This is a genomic window from Azospirillum ramasamyi, assembly GCF_003233655.1.
Classification (GTDB): domain Bacteria; phylum Pseudomonadota; class Alphaproteobacteria; order Azospirillales; family Azospirillaceae; genus Azospirillum; species Azospirillum ramasamyi.
Window position 1 is genome coordinate 1,529,885 of record NZ_CP029829.1, and the last position, 18,972, is coordinate 1,548,856.

The following is an 18,972-nucleotide window of genomic DNA, read 5'->3' on the forward strand; positions in this document are numbered from 1 at the left end:
GGTTGAGCGCGGGAATCGCCTACGGCACCCGACTAACGTGGCACACGCCCATGCACCCTTCAAGTGGCTGCGGCTTCCTTCATGCCATTTCCACGGGGTGAAAAGGCCGTTGCAGCGGCCAACACCGCCTTTCCTCCCCTTTCGGAGGGCTTGAACGGCGCTTCGGGCCGGTTTGGCGCCCTTTCAGCCGCCTGATGGGGAGCATCACGGCCCCGTTCGCGCCCGAACCGTGGACAGGACCGCCGTGACGGCTCCGAAAAGGCGGCGATTCGGACCGGAGACCGGCAAAGCAACGGCACCGGCAGCACCGGAACCGCGCCGGCAAAAGAAAAGGGGCGCCGAAGCGCCCCTCATTCCACTTGTCGCGGCCGACCGCGACCGAGTGCCGCCGGGACGTCAGGCGCCCGGTGCCTCGCTGCGCCGTTCGGCATGGACGTAGAGCGGCTTGGCGCGCCCTTCGACCACTTCCTTGTTGACCAGGATGCTCTCGATGCCGGTCAGGCCCGGCAGGTCGAACATCGGGTCGAGCAGGATGGCCTCCATGATCGAGCGCAGGCCGCGGGCGCCGGTCTTGCGCTGGATCGCCTTGTGGGCGATGGCGCGCATGGCGTCCTCGGAGAACTCCAGATGGACGTCCTCCATCTCGAACAGGCGCTGGTACTGCTTGACCAGGGCGTTCTTCGGCTTGCTGAGGATCTCGACCAGCGCGGCCTCGTCCAGGTCGGACAGGGTGGCCAGCACCGGCAGACGGCCGATGAACTCGGGGATCAGGCCGAACTTCAGCAGATCCTCGGGTTCGACCTCGTGCAGGATCTCACCGGTCGCCCGCTCGTCGGCGGAGCGCACATCGGCGCCGAAGCCGATGCTGGTGCCCTTGCCGCGCTGGGCGATGATCTTGTCCAGGCCGGCGAAGGCGCCGCCGCAGATGAACAGGATGTTGCTGGTGTCGACCTGCAGGAATTCCTGCTGCGGATGCTTGCGCCCGCCCTGCGGAGGCACGGAGGCGACGGTGCCCTCCATGATCTTCAGCAGGGCCTGCTGCACACCCTCGCCCGACACGTCGCGGGTGATCGACGGGTTGTCGGACTTGCGGCTGATCTTGTCGACCTCGTCGATGTAGACGATGCCGCGCTGCGCCCGCTCGACATTGTAGTCGGCGGCCTGCAGCAGCTTGAGGATGATGTTCTCGACGTCCTCGCCGACATAACCGGCTTCGGTCAGCGTCGTGGCGTCGGCCATGGTGAAGGGAACGTCGATGATGCGGGCCAGGGTCTGGGCCAGCAGCGTCTTGCCGCAGCCGGTCGGGCCGATCAGCAGGATGTTCGACTTCGCCAGTTCGACGTCGTTGTGCTTCGTCCCGTGGGCGAGGCGCTTGTAGTGATTGTGGACCGCCACCGACAGCACGCGCTTGGCGTAGGACTGTCCGATGACGTAATCGTCGAGCACCGCATGGATGTCGCGCGGAGTCGGAACCCCGTCGCGGGACTTCACGAGGGTCGTCTTGTTCTCCTCGCGAATGATGTCCATGCACAGTTCGACGCATTCATCGCAGATGAACACCGTCGGACCGGCAATCAGCTTGCGGACCTCGTGCTGGCTCTTGCCGCAGAAGGAGCAGTAGAGCGTATTCTTCGAATCGCCGCTGCTGGACTTGCTCATCGGTACTCCGTCATCTCGCGGGAAGCGTGGCCACAAGGACCATGCCCGTTCGCGGCGCCCCCCGACGCCGGTCCTACTCAGGTTATCGCGGACGACGCCCGCGACAAGGTCATGCGCCGTTTTGGCGACGCATCACGATCCGCATATCCGGGTTTCCCTGCGGGATTCCCTTCATGACCGGATCGTGTCACTGCCATTCAACAACAGCGTCACGACCCGATCAACCCTTTGTTGGGTGCGCCCGGGTACGCCGGATCAGGAATGGTGATCCACGCCCGGACGCTTCTCCACCACCTCGTCGATCAGACCGAAGGCCTTGGCCTCTTCCGGCGACATGAACTTGTCGCGCTCCATGGCGGACTCGATGGTGTCGAGATCCTGCCCGGTGTGCTTGACGTAGATGTCGTTCAGGCGCGAACGCAGCTTCAGGATCTCCTGGGCCTGGATCTCGATGTCCGAGGCCTGGCCCTGGGCGCCGCCCGACGGCTGGTGGATCATGATGCGGCTGTTGGGCAGCGAGAAGCGCTTGCCCGGCGCGCCGGCGGCCAGCAGCAGCGAGCCCATCGAAGCGGCCTGGCCCATGCAGACCGTCGACACCTGCGGACGGATGTACTGCATGGTGTCGTAGATGGCGAGGCCGGCCGAGACGTAGCCGCCCGGCGAATTGATGTAGAGCGCGATGTCCTTGTTCGGGTTCTCCGACTCAAGGAACAGCAGCTGCGAGCAGATCAGGCTGGCGACGGCGTCGTTCACTCCGCCGATCAGGAAGATGATCCGCTCCTTCAGCAGGCGCGAATAAATGTCGTACGCGCGCTCGCCCCGGTTGGTCTGTTCGATGACCATCGGGACCAGAGCATTCATCTTCGGCTCGAAGTCGTACATGTGTTCTTCCCTGCCCCCGCAGTTGGCTGAACCGGTGATCGTTGCCGGCACGGAACCACATATAGGAACCTTTGGGGGCGGATGGTAGTCCGCCCCCACTCCTTTTGGGGAGTTAGGCGGCGGCGGACTCGTTGCCGGCCTCGTCCTCGTCCTTCGTCAGCTCTTCGACGCTGACGGTCTTCTCGGTCACCTTGGCCTGATCCAGGATGTGGTCGACGACCTTGTCCTCGAAGATCGGAGCGCGGAGGTTCTCGAGCGCCTGCTGGTTCTGCTTGAAGAACTCGAACACCTGACGCTCCTGACCGGGGAAGCGGCGGGCTTCGTTGATCAGGGCGCGGTTCACCTCGTCCTGTGTGACCTGGATGTTGTTGCGGCGGCCGACTTCCGACAGCAGCAGACCCAGGCGGACGCGGCGCTCGGCGATCGAACGGTACTCGGCCTTCAGCTCGTCCTCGGACTTGTTGGCGTCCTCGCCGGCCGTGCCGTTCTTCAGCTCTTCCTGCAGGCGGGCCCAGATGCCCTCGAACTCGATGTCGACCATGCCGGCCGGCACCTCGAACGAATGGGCCTCGGCCAGCTTGTCGAGCAGCTGGCGCTTCACGCGCAGGCGCGACAGGCCGTCATACTCGCCCTTGATGCGGTCGCGGATCGCTTCGCGCATCTTCTCCAGGCTCTCCATGCCGAACTCCTTGGCGAGTTCGTCATTGACCTCGGCCGGGACGTTCTTGCGCAGCTCCTTGACGTCGACCTCGAAGACGGTCGCGGCACCCTTCAGGCGCTCGTGCGGGTAGTCTTCCGGGAAGGTGACGTTGACGGTGCGGTGCTCGCCGGCCTTGGCGCCGACCAGCTGCTCCTCGAAGCCCGGCACGAAGCGGCCGGCACCGAGTTCCAGCGGATAGTCCTTGCCGTCCATGCCCGGCAGAGCCTCGCCGTCGACCGAACCGGCGAAGTCGATCACGGCGATGTCGCCGTTCTCGGCAGCGCGGTCCTCGGTGATCGGGGCCTGGGTCGAGTGGGCGGAGGCCAGACGGTTCAGCGCCTCTTCCACCGACTCCTCGGTGACCTCGGCGACCGGCTTCTCCAGCTCGATCCCGGTGAAGTCGCCCGGCTCGACGTCCGGCAGCAGCTCGACCGCCATCTTGTAGGTGAGGTCGCCGCCGTCCTCGTACTTCTCGACTTCGATCTTCGGCTGCAGGGCGACGCGCAGGCCGCGTTCGCTCAGTGCCTGGCGCGAGCTGTCGGAGATGGCGTCCTCCAGCACCTCGGACAGCACGCCGCCGAAATAGCGCTGCTTGATCACGGTGACCGGCACCTTGCCCGGACGGAAGCCCGGCAGCTGGACCGTGCGGCGCAGCTCTTCCAGCTTGCCGTTCACCTTCTCTTCGATGTCCTTGGCGGAAATGACGACCTGAAATTCGCGCTTGAGGCCGTCGGTGCTGGTCTCGGTGATGTTCATCGGAACGAAAGCCTATCTCGTTGTTCCGGCCCGGCGGCGCCCGTCCGGGCGGCCCGAATCCGTGTTGTCCATGCGGTCCAAGGTGTTGCCATGGTGCGGGCGAAGGGACTTGAACCCATACGACCGAAGTCACTGGAACCTAAATCCAGCGCGTCTACCAATTCCGCCACGCCCGCGTTCATGGCAAAGGCAGCCGCGGCGGGTGCGCAAACACCCGCCGGACCGCCGGCGAAGTTCGGTCTATAGCACAGCGCGCCGGAAGCAAACAGGCAAAATGGCCCCGCCCAATGGAGTGATGCCCGGTCTTTTCGCGTCAGCCGCCGGCCTTCGCCAGCGACCTCACCGCGGACGACGTGATGATGCGTCCCTCCCCGCTATAGGCCTCGTGGTTCGCGTCGATCTCGCCCAGCCGGTAGCGGTAGTTGATCATCATCCCCAGCGACTGCTTCAGCCCCTTGGCCGACCGGTCCGCCAGCCAGTTCAGCCGCTCCATGCGCGCGCCGTTGGTCAGGTGGAAATGCGCCACCGGATCCTGCGCGCGGGCGCGGCCGTCACCCTTCGCCTCCTGCACCGAGGTCAGATAATGGGTGCACATCCGCATCAGGGGACCGCGCAGGCGCTTCTGCAGCTCCTCGTCCTCCACCCAGCCGGGGCGGGACAGCACGCGGGCGAGCAGCGGCGATTCGTCGGTGCCGACGCCGCCCTCGGTCGGCGCCTCGGTATCGTCGCCCTGTTCCAGCACGGCCAGCCGCTCGGCGATGCGCTCGGCCTCCGTGCCGGTCAGCAGGGCGTCGCCGTCGCGGTCGAGCCTGCGGTCCAACCAGCGGCGGAAGCCGGGAATCGGCGACAGGGTGGCATAGCACTTGATGTTGGGGAATTCGGTCGCCAGCCCGTCGACCACCCGCTTGATCAGGAAATTGCCGAAGCTGATTCCGGCAAGCCCGCTCTGGGCGTTGGAGATCGAATAGAAGATGGCGCTGTCGGCGCTCTTGGGATCGCAGACCGGGGCCGTGGGGTCGAGCAGCGCCTGCACATTGTCGGACATGCCCTGGACCAGCGCCACCTCGACGAAGATCAGCGGCTCGTGCGGCATGCGCGGGTGGAAGAAGGCGAAGCAGCGCCGGTCGGAGTCGAGACGGTCCTTCAGATCCTGCCAGCCGCTGATCTCGTGCACCGCCTCGTACTTGATCAGCTTCTCCAGCAGCGAGGCCGGGCTGTCCCAGGTGATGCGGTGCATTTCCAGGAAACCGACGTCGAACCAGGCGCGCAGCAGGTTCTTCAGATCGTCCTCCAGCGCCTGCAGCAGCGGTTCGCCGCGCGCCATCTCCATCAGCTCGGCCCGCAGGTCGACCAGGAACTTGACGCCTTCCGGCAGGGCGTTGAACTGGGTCAGTAACTGCAGGCGCGGCGGTTCCAACGCACGGCGCAGCGCCCGCTCGGCGTGGCCGCGGGCGACCGGGTCCGCCGCCGCCTGGAAGGTCGCCATCGCCTCCATCACCGCATCGCGATCGACGTCGAAGTCGCGCGCGAGCATCAGAAGGAAGTTGCGGCGCCCCTGGGGATCGAGCGCCAGATAGGTGCGGCCGAGCTGTGCGGCGCGGGCGCGGGCCGAAACCTCGCCGCCGCGCGATTCCAGGCAGGCCTCGATCTGCTCCTTCAGCCGTTCCGCGTCCTCCCGCGGCAGATGGGTGCGTGGCGGCGCGCCGACGGCGCCGCGGGCCGATGCGGCGATCTCGCGCCAGCGGGTGCGCAGGTTGTCCAGCGCGCGGTCGAAGAAATTGGGCTGCGCGGCCTGGGATGGCGGCACAGGCTCCAGCGTGGTCATGTCGGGTGCGTCGCTCATGCGCCGGAGTCTGACCTGCCCAGGCCGGCGCCGCAAGGGGGCGGGTGGACGTTGCCGTCGGGAGTACCGCCAACGCCGCACCCTTGCTGCCCCTTCTGCCCCTGCCGCCCTCTGGCAGGTGTCAGTCCTGCGCCTTCAAAGCCTTCAGCACGCCGGGAAGCGCGCCCGCCAGATCGTCGGAGATCAGGCCGGGACCGAGCGCGCGCCCGGCCTCGCCATGCAGCCAGACGGCGGTGCAGGCGGCCTCGAATCCGTCCATCCCCTGCGCCAGCAGACCAAGCACGATGCCGGCCAGCACGTCGCCGGTGCCGGCGGTCGCCAGATCGGGCGGCGCGTTGATGTTGACCACGGCGCGGCCGTCGGGGGCGGCAACCGCAGTGTCGGCTCCCTTCAGCACCACCACGGCGCCGGATCGGGCGGCGGCGGCGCGCACCCGCGACAGCTTGTCGCCGTCCATGCCGACGGAATCGCCGAACAGACGGGCGAACTCCCCCTCATGAGGGGTCAGGACGCAGCGCTTGTCGAGCCGGTCGAGAAGCTCGTCGGCCGAATCGGCGAAGCTCGTCAGTGCATCGGCGTCCAGCACACAGGCCTTGCGGGCGTCCAGCGCGGCCATCACCGCGGCGCGGGTCTGCGCGCCCCTGCCCGCTCCCGGCCCGATCAGCACCGCGTTCTTCCGCTGGTCCTGAAGCAGGCGGGCGAAGGCGCCGTCCTCCTCCAGCGGATCGACGATCACGCTGGCGCATCCGGCGGCATAGACCGGGAAGGCCGCCGGCGGACAGGCGATGGTGACCAGCCCGGCCCCGGCCCGCAGCGCCGCGACCGAGGCAAGACGCGCCGCCCCGGTCATCCGCGCGCCGCCGAGAACCACGGCATGGCCGCGCGCATATTTGTGGCCGTCCAGCGCCGGCCAGGGAAAGCGGTGGCGCCACAGCGACGGCTCGTTGACGGCGGTCTGCGGGGCGATGCCGTCCAGCACCCGCTCGGGAATGCCGATGTCGGCGACCACCACCTCGCCGCACAGGGTGCGGCCGGGCAACAGCACATGGCCGGGCTTGCGGCGGAAGAAGGTAACGGTCAGCGCCGCCTGGGGCGCGGCGCCCAGCACCCGGCCGCTGTCGCCGTGCAGGCCGCTCGGCACGTCGACCGCCACGACGGTGCGCCCCTCCATCGCCTCGACGATGGCGCGGGCGTGGCCTTCGAGCGGCCGGGACAGGCCGGCGCCGAACAGCGCGTCGATGACCAGGGGATTGCCCTTGAGGATGTAGGGATCGGCCGCCTCGATCGGGCCGGGCCAGCGGTCGGCGGCAACCGCGGCGTCGCCGGTGAGCGCCGAGCGCGTGCCGAGCAGCGCCAGCCGCACCGGCCAGCCGGCCTCCAGCAGAAGCCGGGCGATGACGAAGCCGTCACCGCCATTGTTGCCGGGACCGCAGAGCACGGCGGTCGGGTGCGGCGCCCAGCGTTCGCAGACCGCACGGACCACCGCGGCGCCCGCGGCCTCCATCAGGGCCGGACCGGGCACCCCGGCGGCGATGGCCAGTTGATCGGCCCGATACATCTCCGCGACGGACAGAAGCTCATCCATCCCTCACTCCCCGGCGCTGCGTTCCGTGACGGGCGAACTCGCACGCCCCCACTCTACTCCTGGGCTGCGTCTTCGCCCGCAACGCAGGATGCAGACAAGCATAAACGCCCGCGTAACGGCCAGTAAGCCGTGCGGACGATAAGAAGAGCGGATTTTAAGAGGAAAGGAAAGGGAAGATGGGGCGATGGATGGGACTCGAACCCACGACCACTCGGACCACAACCGAGGGCTCTACCAACTGAGCTACCACCGCCGCCGTCAGCGTTTCCGCCGTCGGGAGCCGCGTTATCCTCCACCGCGGCTTTCCGGTCAAGCGCCTTTTTCACGAAATGCGAAAAAATTTCTTTCGGGCATGTCGGACACCCCTTTCGCCGCCGACTGCCGCCTTTGATGGCGCACGGTCAGCGGGGCGCTTGCGCTAATTGCACAAATATTATTCAATCCGCTGAATCCTTCGGCAGCGCCCTGCCCCATTGGACGGCAATCGACCGTCTTATGACCAGCGTCGACGCCGCCGGACCGGATCGGCCGAATGTGGCACGCTCCATGCTTACCATCGTCGCTGTCGGCAGTGCCGTGGACGGTGCCTGCCGGCGTTGGCACCTCGTACACGAGAGACCCATGAAGAAGATCGAAGCCATCATCAAGCCGTTCAAACTCGACGAGGTGAAGGAAGCCCTTCACGAGGTCGGGATCAAGGGGATCACCGTCACCGAAGCCAAGGGCTTCGGCCGCCAGAAGGGCCACACCGAGCTTTACCGCGGCGCGGAGTATGTCGTGGACTTCCTGCCGAAGGTGAAGATCGAGGTGGTGATGGAAGACTCCCTGGTGGAACGGGCGATCGAGGCGATCCAGCAGGCCGCGCATACCGGCCGCATCGGCGACGGCAAGATCTTCGTCACGCCCGTGGAGGAAGTGGTCCGCATCCGCACCGGCGAAAAGGGTGCCGACGCGATCTGATCGCGCGCCGCCCCCTTTCCGCCCTTCCAACCGGCTCCCTTCCGACCAGCACCCGCCAACATGCGCCGAATTCCCCACCCTCTCGTGCCGCCCCCTGCCGCACCCCTCGCCCGACGGTCTACGGCCGCCCAAGGCGAAGCTGCGACTTTTTGGGTTGGCGCGTTGTACGGGGAAGAAAGGCGTGAGATAACGTCCGCCGCGAGCGCCGCCCTCCGCCGCCGATGCCCCGAACGGGCTGGGGCGGCGGCTTGACGCAGCGGGATCCAACCCTCTTAAAGCGTGGAAAAAGAGACATGTCCGACATCAGCAAGGTCTTCGACCTGATCAAGGAACACGACGTCAAGTACGTGGACCTGCGCTTCAGCGACCCGCGCGGCAAGCTGCACCACACGGCCCAGCACGTCTCGACCATCGACGAGGATGTGTTCGAGGACGGCATCATGTTCGACGGTTCCTCGATCGCCGGCTGGAAGGGCATCGAAGAGTCGGACATGATCCTGAAGCTGGACCCGACGACGGCCGTCATGGATCCGTTCGCCGCCCAGCCGACGCTGAACATCCTCTGCGACGTGTATGATCCCGCCACCGGCGGCGCCTACGACCGCTGCCCGCGCGGCATCGCCAAGGCCGCCGAGCGCTACACCGCGTCGGCCGGCATCGGCGACACCGTCTTCTTCGGTCCGGAAGCAGAATTCTTCGTCTTCGACAACGTGAAGTACACGGTCGAGATGAACAAGGTTTCCTACCAGTTCGATTCGGACGAGGGCGCCTATTCGTCCGACAAGGACTATGAGGACGGCAACCTGGGCCACCGCCCGGGCACCAAGGGCGGCTACTTCCCGGTCGCCCCGATCGACAGCTGCAACGACCTGCGCGCCGAGATGCTGAGCGTCCTGGCCGAGATGGGCGTTCCGGTCGAGAAGCACCACCACGAGGTGGCCGCCGCCCAGCACGAACTGGGCATCAAGTTCGACACGCTGGTCCGCACCGCGGACAACATGCAGTACTACAAGTACGTGGTGCACAACGTCGCCCACGCCTACGGCAAGACGGCCACCTTCATGCCGAAGCCGGTGTTCGGCGACAACGGTTCGGGCATGCACTGCCACCAGTCGATCTGGAAGGACGGCCAGCCGCTGTTCGCGGGCAACCAGTACGCCGACCTGTCGGAGCTGGCGCTGTACTACATCGGCGGCATCATCAAGCACGCCAAGGCGCTGAACGCCTTCACCAACCCGTCGACCAACAGCTACAAGCGTCTGGTCCCGGGCTATGAGGCCCCGGTTCTGCTGGCCTACTCGGCCCGCAACCGTTCGGCGTCCTGCCGCATCCCGTACGTCGCCTCGCCGAAGGGCAAGCGCGTCGAGGTCCGCTTCCCGGATCCGTCGGCCAACCCGTACCTGGCCTTCGCCGCCATGCTGATGGCCGGCCTGGACGGCATCCAGAACAAGATCCATCCGGGCGACGCGATGGACAAGAACCTGTACGACCTGCCGCCGGAAGAGCTGGCCAAGGTCCCGACCGTCTGCGGCTCGCTGCGCGAAGCCCTGAACTCTCTGCGCGAGGACAACGAGTTCCTGCGCAAGGGCGACGTCTTCACGCAGGACATGATCGACGGCTACATCGACCTCCGCACGGAAGAGATGATGGCCTTCGAGACCATGCCGCACCCGATTGAGTACAAAATGTACTACTCGGTTTGATTTGGTCCTTGGAAACACTGGGCCTTTCATCACTTCGGAAACGGAGGGTGTACCGGCCCGGTGTACCCAGTCAAGAGGCTCCCTGGGAAACCGGGGGGCCTTTTTTCTTTGCGGCTACTGGCGCTTCGTTCCATGACCCTGGAATGCCTTCGGAGGGGTGCCCTGGCGCGGGTTGCCCTGACCGCTACCGACACAGCCAAACACCAGCCCGAACGACTCAGCGGGCGTTGCTGCGGCTCCCGGTGGGCCATGGATCAGCGGGAGGGAGGTGTGGGACTCCAGATGGAACCAACAGCCCCGCCCCCTCTTGGAAAAGGCAGTTCGCAAATTGGGAGCTAAAGGTTGGAGTGGTTGGTGTTGGTTCCCTCGCTGCAACGGACCCACCATTAGCCCGGCACCCACGTAGCCACGCCAGCACCAAGGGCCTTCAGTGCGTCGCCTACGGGCTTCCCGAAGGACACCCGCGACCATGAACGACCTGATTTGCGTTACCACCGTTGAAGGTGAACCCCGTGTTCTGGACACGGAGCTTGCGGCGGCCCTTGGTATGGCCGTCCCTGCGAACATTCGCAAAGATATCATCTGGCCGAACCGTGCCGAATTGGAGAGCTTCGGGGTTTTGGGGAGTCGCCCCATAACCCCCGGTCCCCACGGTGGTCGCCCCGGAACCGCCTACTATCTGAACGAGGAACAGGCCCTTCTAGTCGCCATGTTCTCCCGGACGGAAAAGGCGAAGGAGGTTCGGGCTAACCCTGGTGCGGGTGTTCGCCGCGTATCGCCGCGGTGATCTGGTGCAGGCCGCCCCGGCGTTTCGGGTTCCCCAGACCTTCGCGGAAGCCCTGCGGCTTGCTGCGGACAATGCGGCCTTGGTGGCGCTGGCGTGACTGAGGGAGCCTAAGGTCCGAAGCCTCTTCTTTAGCCTTAGAGTGCAACATATAGCGTCCAATAATCTTTCTGACTACCATTAGTCGGCATACTCCTAGCCGTTTCGGCCACCGACCAAATTAATCCCCCCACCCTTAGAGAACCACGCACTCTGAGGGACCAAAACATGCTGCCGACCATCACCGTAGACCTGCCTTTCCTGGCCCGCGAAGTGAACGATGCCCACACCCAGACCCACAACCACGCCAAGGGAATGCTCTTGGAGGCAAAGCGGGCCGGTGAGGCATTGTTGAAGGCCAAGGGCCTGTGCCCGCACGGGACATTCAAGGATTGGGTACAGGCACACTGCCGCCTCAGCTACCGACAAGCCACCGCCTATATGCGTGTCGCCAAGCTGTCCAAAGATGTAAAGGCCGAATGAAGTTTCCTCAGAACGGTCGGTTGAAAAATCCCCAGATGGTTTGAAGGGCTATGGATTGGCTTCGGTGTCGGCGCTCCTCGCTTTCGGTGGCCGGCCTCGGCGTCGTGGTGCCGGCGGTGGGGCGGTGATCGGCCTGCTGCGGTTGTTGTCCGGCATCAGTTCGGCGTGGCGGCGCAGGCGGTAGCTGGCGCCTTCGATTTGCACCACCACGGCATGGTGCAGCAGGCGGTCCAGCAGGGCGGAAGCGACGACGGTGCCGCCGAAGACATCGCCCCATTCGGAAAAGCCGCGGTTGGAGGTCAGGATCATGGCGCCGCGTTCATAGCGGGCGTTGACGAGCTGGAAGAACAGGTTGCCGCCGCCGGGGATCACCGGCAGGTAGCCGATCTCGTCGACGATCAGCAGCTGTGGCCGACACAAGAAGCGCAGGCGTTCCCGCAAGGTCCCCTCGCGCTCGGCCTTGGCCAGCGAGCTCACGATGTCGGCCAGGGTGGCGAAGTAGACCGAGCGGCCGGCCTTGACGGCCTCCACTCCCAGAGCGAGCGCCAGGTGCGTCTTGCCGCAGCCGGGCTGGCCGAGGAAATGGACCACCTCGTGCCGGTCGACGAAGTCGAGCTGCGCCAAGGTCATGATCCTGTCGCGGTCGAGCGAAGGCTGGAAGGAGAAGTCGAAGCCGGTGAGCGTCTTGATGGAGAGAAGCCGGCCCATCTTCAGGGCCGCCTTGATGCGACGTCCCTCGCGCAGCGTCAGTTCCTCGCCCAGCAGGGCGTCGATGGCCTCCAGGGCGGAGAGTTCGCCGCGTTCCAGCCGGCGCAGGATGTGCTCCAGCGCTTCCAAGGCGCGCGGCATCTTCAGCCCAACCAGATATTGGCGAATACGGTCGAGGGTGGCGGGGCCGGCTTCCAACGGTGTGGTGCTCATCACGGGCTCCCCGGCTGGCCGGCCAAGTGGCGGCCGATGGTGTCGTAGATGGCCAGCGAGCGGGGCGTGACGGTGCCGCCCTGCAGCGGAGGTGCCGGGGGCGTTGCGACCTCCCTGGGCGTCTGGCTGTTGGGCGGTGGAGGCTGGGTCCGGTGTCCGGTGGCAATGCGCCGCTGGCCTCGTCCTTCCAGCGCCGGGTGGGATGCGACGGCTATGCCGTCCTCCAGGATGGTAACGGTGCCGGCGGTGACCTGCACCTCCACCGTCCGCCGGCGGGTGCAATCCGGCACGGAGTAGAGGTTGCCGCCGACCGACACCATGCCGTCGCGGGTGACACGGCGCTCCAGGGCCAGGACGCTGTTGAAGGGGCCGGCCGGCAGCGGCTTGAGGTGGGGGCGCTCCTCGGCGAAATGCTCGGCGACGACCCGCTGGGTGGTGGCGTGCCGACGGCGGTTGGCGAGCTGATCCAGCCACTGGGTGAACTGGATGTTCAGGTCCTCGAGATTGCGGAAGCTGCGGGCCAGGAAGAAGTCCTCGCGCACATAGCGGAAGGGCCGTTCGACTTTGCCTTTGGTTTTGGCGCGGTACGGCTTGCAGGCTTTCGGCAGGAAACCGTAGTGGCTGGCCAGGGAGAGGAGCTTGGGATTGTAGGCGATGCCTTGGGTCGGCTGATCGGGGTCTTCGATCTCGCCCAGCACGGCAGTTTTCATGCGGTCGTAGAGGATTTGTTCCGGCACGCCGCCGAAGCTGTCGAAGGCGGCGATGTGGCAGCGGAGCACGGTTTGCAGGTCCTGGCGGGCGACGAAACGGGCCCACATCATGCGGCTGTGACCGAGCACCATGGAGAACAGCCAGACGATCCGCTCCACCTCGGGCTCGTCGGTGAAGGTCGTCTTGAAGAAGGCGAAATCGACCTGGGCCTGCTTGCCGGGCGGCGTCTCGAAGCGACGCTCGAAGGACGGTGACGGGGTGGGACGGATGGCACGAACCACCGCTTTCAGGATGGTATAGCCGCCGGTGTAACCGCGCTCCTTGAGTTCCCGCAGCAGGCGGCGGGCGCTGAGATCAGGAAAGGCCCGCAGGCGCTCCCGCAGATAGGGCTCGAAGGGTGTGAGCAGCGTCGGCCGAGCCGGCCGAGGGGTGTAGGCGGGCGCCTCCAATCCGCGGGCGATGTATTTGCGGATGGTCTTGCGATCCAGGCCGGTGCGGCGTGCGATCGCCGACACCGACAGGCCCTCGCGGGCGAGATCGAGAATCATGACGAGTTCCCCAAGTCTGACCACCGGCCCTCTCCCTCCGCCTCGGAGGGTGATCATGGGCGACGGGCGGTCGCAGGGCTCCGGGGCGTACGCCCCGGAGCCCTGCCGTTGCGTTAGCCTGGGGAATTTTCAGCCGCCCTTTCCGGGGAGTATCCAATCGGCACTGACAAAAGATGCGGACCTCCGCACTTTTGACGGTGGCATTGACGCCTTCCTTCAGACGTTCGCAACCAAGCGTACCAAGGACCCTGCCCCAGAGTTCACTCATCGTGACGCTGAATACGTCCTGCGCATCCATGCTCTTGCCGAGCGGGGGGCGGAGCATGAACGCGATGTAGCGGCGGACAAGCTGACCCAGACAGCCGAGCGGTTCGGAATGACGGCTGAAGCCATTGTCAATCAGGCACACAAGCTGCGTCCGAACAACGATCTTACCGACGTTGAAAAGAAAGAGCGAGCGTTTGAAGAATGCCTGAAGGCACAGGCTTCGGCGTTTCAGGAGAGAGAAGCCATTTTCCGGGAATTGGAAGAACAGTTTTCCAACACGCCGAAAGAGGACCTTCTTCGTATCCTGACTGATCTTCGGCTCAAAGGTGTTTGGTAAGCGCTGGAAGTGGCAGGTAAATTTTACTTGAAGCGCTGAAGCAAAAACAAGGGGGACGCCTCTATTAAATAAAAACAGAAGCTTCCCCTCTAATTTCAATCACAATCCCAAACAGGAAAACGATGAAACCTATCGCTCTCCCAGCTAATACGGCTGCGGACAATGCACTGCTGCACCCTACGGACCATGAATGTGGTTCGCTCTCCACTATCACGATTGATTGTTTGAAGGAGTATTTCACTTCGGTGGGCCATAGCCCCAGCCCCTCAATGTGGGAAGCTCTGTCCGATCAGGCCAAGGCTATGGAGGCAATGGCGGACGGTACGGCCCTTCCGACCCTCTACCTGTCGTCCCTGGACCCAGGGGTAGGCAAGACCCAAGCCCTCTACGCCTTTGTCCGCAACCTTGTCCGCTCCCCCACCCATGCCGGTGTTGGGGTGCTGATCTGCCTTGGTCGGCTGGAAGAGGTCCGCAGTTTCCTACAGGGCATGAACACTTTCGGGGTTCTGCCACCTACCGCCGTCGCCGTCATGACCAGTGACGCCGCCTTGAACGCCCTTGGTCATCCGGTGCCCCAAGAGGCCCAGGTGCTGGTAACGACCCACCAACGTTTGGAGCGGATGCGGGGGCGTCGGTTGTCCGATGCGTCCGCCTTCTTCTACCAGGGCAAGCCAAGGGCCGTTCGGGTGTGGGATGAGTCGTTCCTCCCCGCCCGTGCCGTGGTGCTGAACACCAACGTCATCGGCGGTCTACTAGAAACCCTATCCACCATCAACCCGGACCTACGCGCCCGGATCAAGGCGATGATGGATGAGGTCGAGGGGCTACCCGACAACAGCGCCTACACCGTTCCCGACTTCGGAGCGGAGTTCGGCGTCGGTCTTCCGAAGGTGAACCGGGCAATGGGGCGGAGGGTGCCCACAAGGCTGAAGGATGCGGCAGCCGATCTGTGGCACCTGTCGGGGCGAACAGCCAACGTCCGATGCGGTGACAGGGATGGTTGGAGCTTGGTGGATTACCGGGACAGCCTTCCGCCCGATATGGTCCCCATGCTCATTCTGGATGCGTCGGGGCGTGTCCGGGCCACCTATGACGACATGGAAGCCCGTGGCTTGCTGGTGAGGCTCCAATCGGCTGTGAAGCGGTACGACAACCTCACCGTCCATCTATGGGACAAGGGTGGCGGCAAATCCTCCTTCGCCCTGCATGGGGACGAACTGTGCAAAGAGGTCGCCCGCACGGTCCTGACCAAGCCGCAGGAACCTTGGTTGATTATCGTCCACAAGCCCCATCCAACCGGCGGAGATTACGAGCGACTGATTCGCCAGCACCTACAGGGAGCCGACGTGGACGTAGCCTTCCTGACGTGGGGCAACCACATTGCAACCAACGCCTACGTGGATCGGCCGAACGTGATCCTTGCCGGGACGCTGTTCTATGGCACCGCACAGTATGAAGCCCTGAAGCGATCCGTTGCCGATCAGCGGGCATCCGACGCTTGTGTGAGCGCTGAGGCGCTTGCGAAGGTGAAGGCGGGGGAGACGATGCACCATCTCCTACAGGCCCTCTGCCGGGCTTCCGTGCGTCGCTGTGTGGGTGACGGTTGCCCGCCCACCAACGCCTACGTCATCGGCAACAATCGCCATGGCTTCCAAGGGGCGCTTGCGGAAGCGTTCCCAGGTGCGACGGTGAGGCCGTGGCGACCTGAGGGGCTGAAGTTGACCGGGTATGTCGCAAAGGCGATTGCCTACCTGTCGGAAATGGCGAAAGCCGTCGAGGCAGGCACTAAGGTGCGGTTCAAGGAGGTTGCGCAGGCAATTGGCATGAAGCCCGAGAATTTCAACAGGGATGTGCGGGAACATCCGATCTTCAGTGAGGCTCTTGACGAACTCGGCATTGTTGAGGTTGGGGGCGTATCGCGAAAGACCTCTTTCCAATTCTAGTAATGTATTTAGGAGAAAACGGCTAATAGCAGGCACCCTAGAGTTTCTTAAGTGGACACCCGAAGACCTGAAGGCGTGGCGTGGGCGCCTTGGCATGACCCAGGCAGCCGCAGCCGACGCTTTGGGCATTAGCCGCCGCTCGTACATCGACCGCGAGAAGCCTGAAGCCCGGATCAGCCGGGAAACGGTCCTGGCGTGTTTGTACCTTGAACAGCAAGTGGGCACAGGGTGACATAGGGAGGGCCTTCGGGTTCCTCCCCTTTCTTTTTGCACTCACCGCCCCCTGTCCCTGCGCTTCTCGGCTCGACTGTGGAGTATGTGAAGTGGGTTTGCCACTATTGCCGCGATTTTCCGTACTCAAAAACAAAAGCCCTCTCCCCATTGATTTGAGAAGAGGGCGCTTTTTTACTTGCTTGGCTTCTTCACACCACTCCCGCCGCTTGGGGGATTAGGCTTAGCTTCGCTTTTCGTGGGCTGGAAGCTCCCTTTGACGGATTCATGCGGGCTGTAACTCTTCTTTATCAACTCCGGCTGCCGTGAGGGCTGCTGCTGGGTTGGCGGCTTCTTTTCGATCATCTGCGCTAGCTCCGTTTACAGGGATGAACTCTACACACCGGATTTCACTGTGAAGGATGAGGATTCCTTTGCCGGAAGGGCCCTCGGTCCACTCTCCTTTATCTGAAACGTCGTACATCTGTTCGATGTAAATATCTCTCTCAGTAGGCTCTGATGAGGAGAATGAATTTACTCCATAATACCCGAAAATTTCGCTGTCATTCTTTAAAGTTACTATAACAAAACATCCTTCTGTTTGATGGCAGAACTTGCGATCCCACGATGTTGGGAATACATTTACAGGATTGAGGCCGAACTTACGCGCCACCTTGGTAAACCAGTGATGCTTTATGCTATAGGCCGATATAATTGCCAGGGTAAATGGTCCGATGAACATGACAAAAAACCAGGAAAACAGCGAAACTATTTGATGAGATTTAAACCAGTCGAGATAAAGGACAGCGTATATGAGGGGAGAGAATAAGCCATAGTTAAGGCCGCTTAGTGCAAGGTAAGTGAATGCTTGCTCGCTTGGCTTAGAGCGCCTAACAGAACCATCTCTGGACGAAGCGCCAGCAGATGAGGCTGGCCGCGATATGGTGAAAGGCAGTGAAGATGTCGGCGCGCCGTTCGTAGCGGACGGCGATGCGGCGGAAGCGGGCAAACCAAGCGAGCGTACGCTCGACCACCCATCGGTGTCGGCCAAGACGCTCGCTGCTCTCGACGCCACGCCGGGCGATCCGCGGAATGATCGCTCGTTGGCGCAGCGCCTGCCGGCAGTGTGCAAAGTCGTAGCCCTTGTCGGCGTGCAGCTTGGCCGGGCGGCGCCGGGGCCGGCCCGCACACTGGCGGATCGCCGGCACGGCATCGACCAGCGCCTCCAGCAGCTTGCTGTCGTGCCGGTTGGCTGGCGAGATCCTCAGGGCGAGCGGGATGCCGTTAGCATCGACGAGGATGTGGCGCTTGGAGCCCGGCTTGCCGCGATCCGTCGGGTTCGGGCCGGTCTCCTCACCCCCCTTTTTGCCGGGACGCTGGCGCTGTCCACCGCTGCACGATCCCAGTTGATGGCGTTGGCATAGCCGAGCCGGTCGAGCAGCACACGATGCAGCCGTTCCCACACGCCAGCCCGATGCCACTCGTGCAGACGCCGCCAGCAGGTCATCCCCGAGCCGCAGCCCATCTCCACCGGCAGAAGCTCCCAAGGAATACCCGTGCGCAGCACGAATAGGATGCCGGTCAGCGCCGCACGATCGTCCAACCGGGGCCGTCCGCCTTTTGGCTTGGGCGGCTCCGGCGGGATCAGCGGTTCGATGATCGCCCACAAGGCGTCGGAAACAAGAGGGGCTGCCATGCCCCTACCAACCGTTCCTGGCCGGTTTTGTTACGCACTCTTAGGTATCCTGCCTGTCACGAACTGAGAGCGAACGTAGATGATTATCAGCCCAGGCGTGAGGAATGCCAGCGTCAGAAATACCATATCAACGGATGCGAAGCCCATAATCGCCCCATACGCTGGATTTGCGTGAAATTTACAACGAATGGAGGTGTTTGACAACAGTCAGGATTTTCCCAATAGACCGTGCCCAAGCGAGCCGTCTCACGCCCACGCCCAAGCCGTCCCAATGAAATCCCCCTTGCCTTTTTGGGACGGCGGGGCGATAACGTCTAAGGGTTCATTGAGACACTTGGGACAGAACAGGCCATGTTGATCGGCTACGCTCGTACAAGCACCCTCGACCAGAAGGCGGGCATTGAGGCACAGGTCCGCGACCTTCAGGCCGTAGGGTGCGAAAGGCTGTTTCAGGAACAGGTGTCCTCTGTGGACGTGGCGAACCGGGAACAGCTTGCCATTGCCCTCGACTTCATCCGGGAAGGGGATGCCCTGGTGGTGACGAAGCTCGACCGCTTGGCCCGCTCCGTCGCCCACCTGATGACCATTCTCGACGCCCTGAAGGCCAAGGGCGCTTCCCTGCGCATCCTGAACATGGGCATCGACACCAGCACCCCCACAGGCAAGCTGATGCTGACCGTCCTTAGCGGCGTGGCAGAGTTTGAGCGGGACATCATGCTTGAACGCCAGCGGGAGGGCATCGCCAAGGCCAAGGCGGAAGGGAAATACAAGGGCAGGAAGCCCACGGCACAGGCCAAGGCCGAAGACGTAATGGCCCTGAAGGCGCAGGGCGTAGGCGCCAGTGAGATAGCCAAGAGACTCGGGATCGGCAGGGCCAGCGTCTACCGCATCCTTGGGGCCGATGCGTGATCCAGGGACGGCAGGGTGGTGGGAGTCCCAAGGGAC

General features: G+C 64.1%; 16 protein-coding genes, 2 tRNA genes and 1 pseudogene. 8 read left to right on the plus strand and 11 right to left on the minus strand.

Annotated elements, in window-relative coordinates; genetic code table 11:
- Window positions 1-396 precede the first annotated feature (396 nt).
- From clpX to DM194_RS07120, 7 genes are all read right to left on the minus strand, one after another.
- Window positions 397-1,659, minus strand: a complete 1,263-nt coding sequence (gene clpX / locus DM194_RS07090) for an ATP-dependent Clp protease ATP-binding subunit ClpX (protein WP_111066575.1) — start codon at window positions 1,657-1,659, stop codon at window positions 397-399.
- Window positions 1,660-1,914: 255 nt separating this feature from the next.
- A complete protein-coding gene (gene clpP, locus DM194_RS07095) occupies window positions 1,915-2,541 on the minus strand; it encodes an ATP-dependent Clp endopeptidase proteolytic subunit ClpP (RefSeq protein ID WP_111066576.1) in 627 nt (208 codons plus the stop codon).
- Between the two features lie 112 nt (window positions 2,542-2,653).
- Complete coding sequence (gene tig / locus DM194_RS07100; RefSeq protein ID WP_111066577.1) at window positions 2,654-3,997, minus strand: trigger factor; 1,344 nt, start codon at window positions 3,995-3,997, stop codon at window positions 2,654-2,656.
- A gap of 91 nt (window positions 3,998-4,088) precedes the next feature.
- Window positions 4,089-4,173: transfer RNA gene (locus tag DM194_RS07105), tRNA-Leu, on the minus strand.
- Between the two features lie 137 nt (window positions 4,174-4,310).
- Window positions 4,311-5,840: a malonyl-CoA decarboxylase gene (locus DM194_RS07110; protein WP_111066578.1), complete on the minus strand. Its 1,530-nt coding sequence runs from the start codon at window positions 5,838-5,840 to the stop codon at window positions 4,311-4,313.
- 121 nt (window positions 5,841-5,961) lie between these two features.
- Entirely contained in the window at window positions 5,962-7,425 is a 1,464-nt protein-coding gene (locus DM194_RS07115) for an NAD(P)H-hydrate dehydratase (RefSeq protein WP_111066579.1), read from the minus strand.
- A gap of 177 nt (window positions 7,426-7,602) precedes the next feature.
- A tRNA-His gene (locus DM194_RS07120) sits at window positions 7,603-7,678 on the minus strand.
- Window positions 7,679-8,046: 368 nt separating this feature from the next.
- Here DM194_RS07120 and DM194_RS28030 point away from each other — a divergent pair.
- The 4 genes from DM194_RS28030 to DM194_RS07135 all read left to right on the plus strand — a co-directional run bounded on the left by DM194_RS28030 (window position 8,047) and on the right by DM194_RS07135 (window position 11,394).
- Window positions 8,047-8,385, plus strand: a complete 339-nt coding sequence (locus DM194_RS28030; RefSeq protein WP_012974531.1) for a P-II family nitrogen regulator — start codon at window positions 8,047-8,049, stop codon at window positions 8,383-8,385.
- Window positions 8,386-8,678: 293 nt separating this feature from the next.
- A complete protein-coding gene (glnA, locus tag DM194_RS07130; RefSeq protein ID WP_111066581.1) occupies window positions 8,679-10,088 on the plus strand; it encodes a type I glutamate--ammonia ligase in 1,410 nt (469 codons plus the stop codon).
- A 469-nt stretch (window positions 10,089-10,557) separates the two neighbouring features.
- Window positions 10,558-10,875: a Bro-N domain-containing protein gene (locus DM194_RS28035; RefSeq protein WP_162629976.1), complete on the plus strand. Its 318-nt coding sequence runs from the start codon at window positions 10,558-10,560 to the stop codon at window positions 10,873-10,875.
- Between the two features lie 264 nt (window positions 10,876-11,139).
- Window positions 11,140-11,394, plus strand: a complete 255-nt coding sequence (locus DM194_RS07135) for a DUF3102 domain-containing protein (RefSeq protein ID WP_111066582.1) — start codon at window positions 11,140-11,142, stop codon at window positions 11,392-11,394.
- A 48-nt stretch (window positions 11,395-11,442) separates the two neighbouring features.
- Here the strand turns inward: DM194_RS07135 and istB are convergent, their stop codons facing one another.
- Both istB and istA read right to left on the minus strand, forming a co-directional pair.
- Entirely contained in the window at window positions 11,443-12,315 is an 873-nt protein-coding gene (gene istB / locus DM194_RS07140) for an IS21-like element ISAzs30 family helper ATPase IstB (RefSeq protein WP_111066583.1), read from the minus strand.
- Window positions 12,315-13,598 carry an IS21-like element ISAzs30 family transposase gene (istA, locus tag DM194_RS07145; protein ID WP_111066584.1) on the minus strand — a complete coding sequence of 428 codons (1,284 nt, stop codon included), beginning with the start codon at window positions 13,596-13,598 and terminating at the stop codon, window positions 12,315-12,317. Before istA ends, istB begins: the two co-directional genes overlap by 1 nt.
- Before the next feature lie 31 nt (window positions 13,599-13,629).
- On the opposite strand from istA, the gene DM194_RS07150 reads away from it, so the two are divergent.
- The 3 genes from DM194_RS07150 (at window position 13,630) to DM194_RS29110 (ending at window position 16,353) form a co-directional block, all read left to right on the plus strand.
- Window positions 13,630-14,178, plus strand: a complete 549-nt coding sequence (locus tag DM194_RS07150; RefSeq protein ID WP_111066585.1) for a hypothetical protein — start codon at window positions 13,630-13,632, stop codon at window positions 14,176-14,178.
- A 311-nt stretch (window positions 14,179-14,489) separates the two neighbouring features.
- Window positions 14,490-16,121 (plus strand): hypothetical protein, encoded by a 1,632-nt coding sequence (locus DM194_RS07155; RefSeq protein ID WP_162629977.1) that lies wholly within the window; start codon window positions 14,490-14,492, stop codon window positions 16,119-16,121.
- 94 nt (window positions 16,122-16,215) lie between these two features.
- Window positions 16,216-16,353, plus strand: coding sequence for a hypothetical protein (locus DM194_RS29110; protein WP_162629978.1), 138 nt, complete (start codon window positions 16,216-16,218; stop codon window positions 16,351-16,353).
- 264 nt (window positions 16,354-16,617) lie between these two features.
- Here the strand turns inward: DM194_RS29110 and DM194_RS28615 are convergent, their stop codons facing one another.
- Both DM194_RS28615 and DM194_RS07165 read right to left on the minus strand, forming a co-directional pair.
- Window positions 16,618-17,406 (minus strand): DUF6338 family protein, encoded by a 789-nt coding sequence (locus DM194_RS28615; RefSeq protein WP_425457282.1) that lies wholly within the window; start codon window positions 17,404-17,406, stop codon window positions 16,618-16,620.
- A pseudogene (locus tag DM194_RS07165) lies at window positions 17,309-18,027 on the minus strand (IS5 family transposase); the annotation flags it as partial. The pseudogene DM194_RS07165 and the gene DM194_RS28615, both read right to left, overlap by 98 nt.
- A gap of 351 nt (window positions 18,028-18,378) precedes the next feature.
- Here DM194_RS07165 and DM194_RS07170 point away from each other — a divergent pair.
- A complete protein-coding gene (locus DM194_RS07170; RefSeq protein ID WP_111066588.1) occupies window positions 18,379-18,936 on the plus strand; it encodes a recombinase family protein in 558 nt (185 codons plus the stop codon).
- Window positions 18,937-18,972 lie beyond the last annotated feature (36 nt).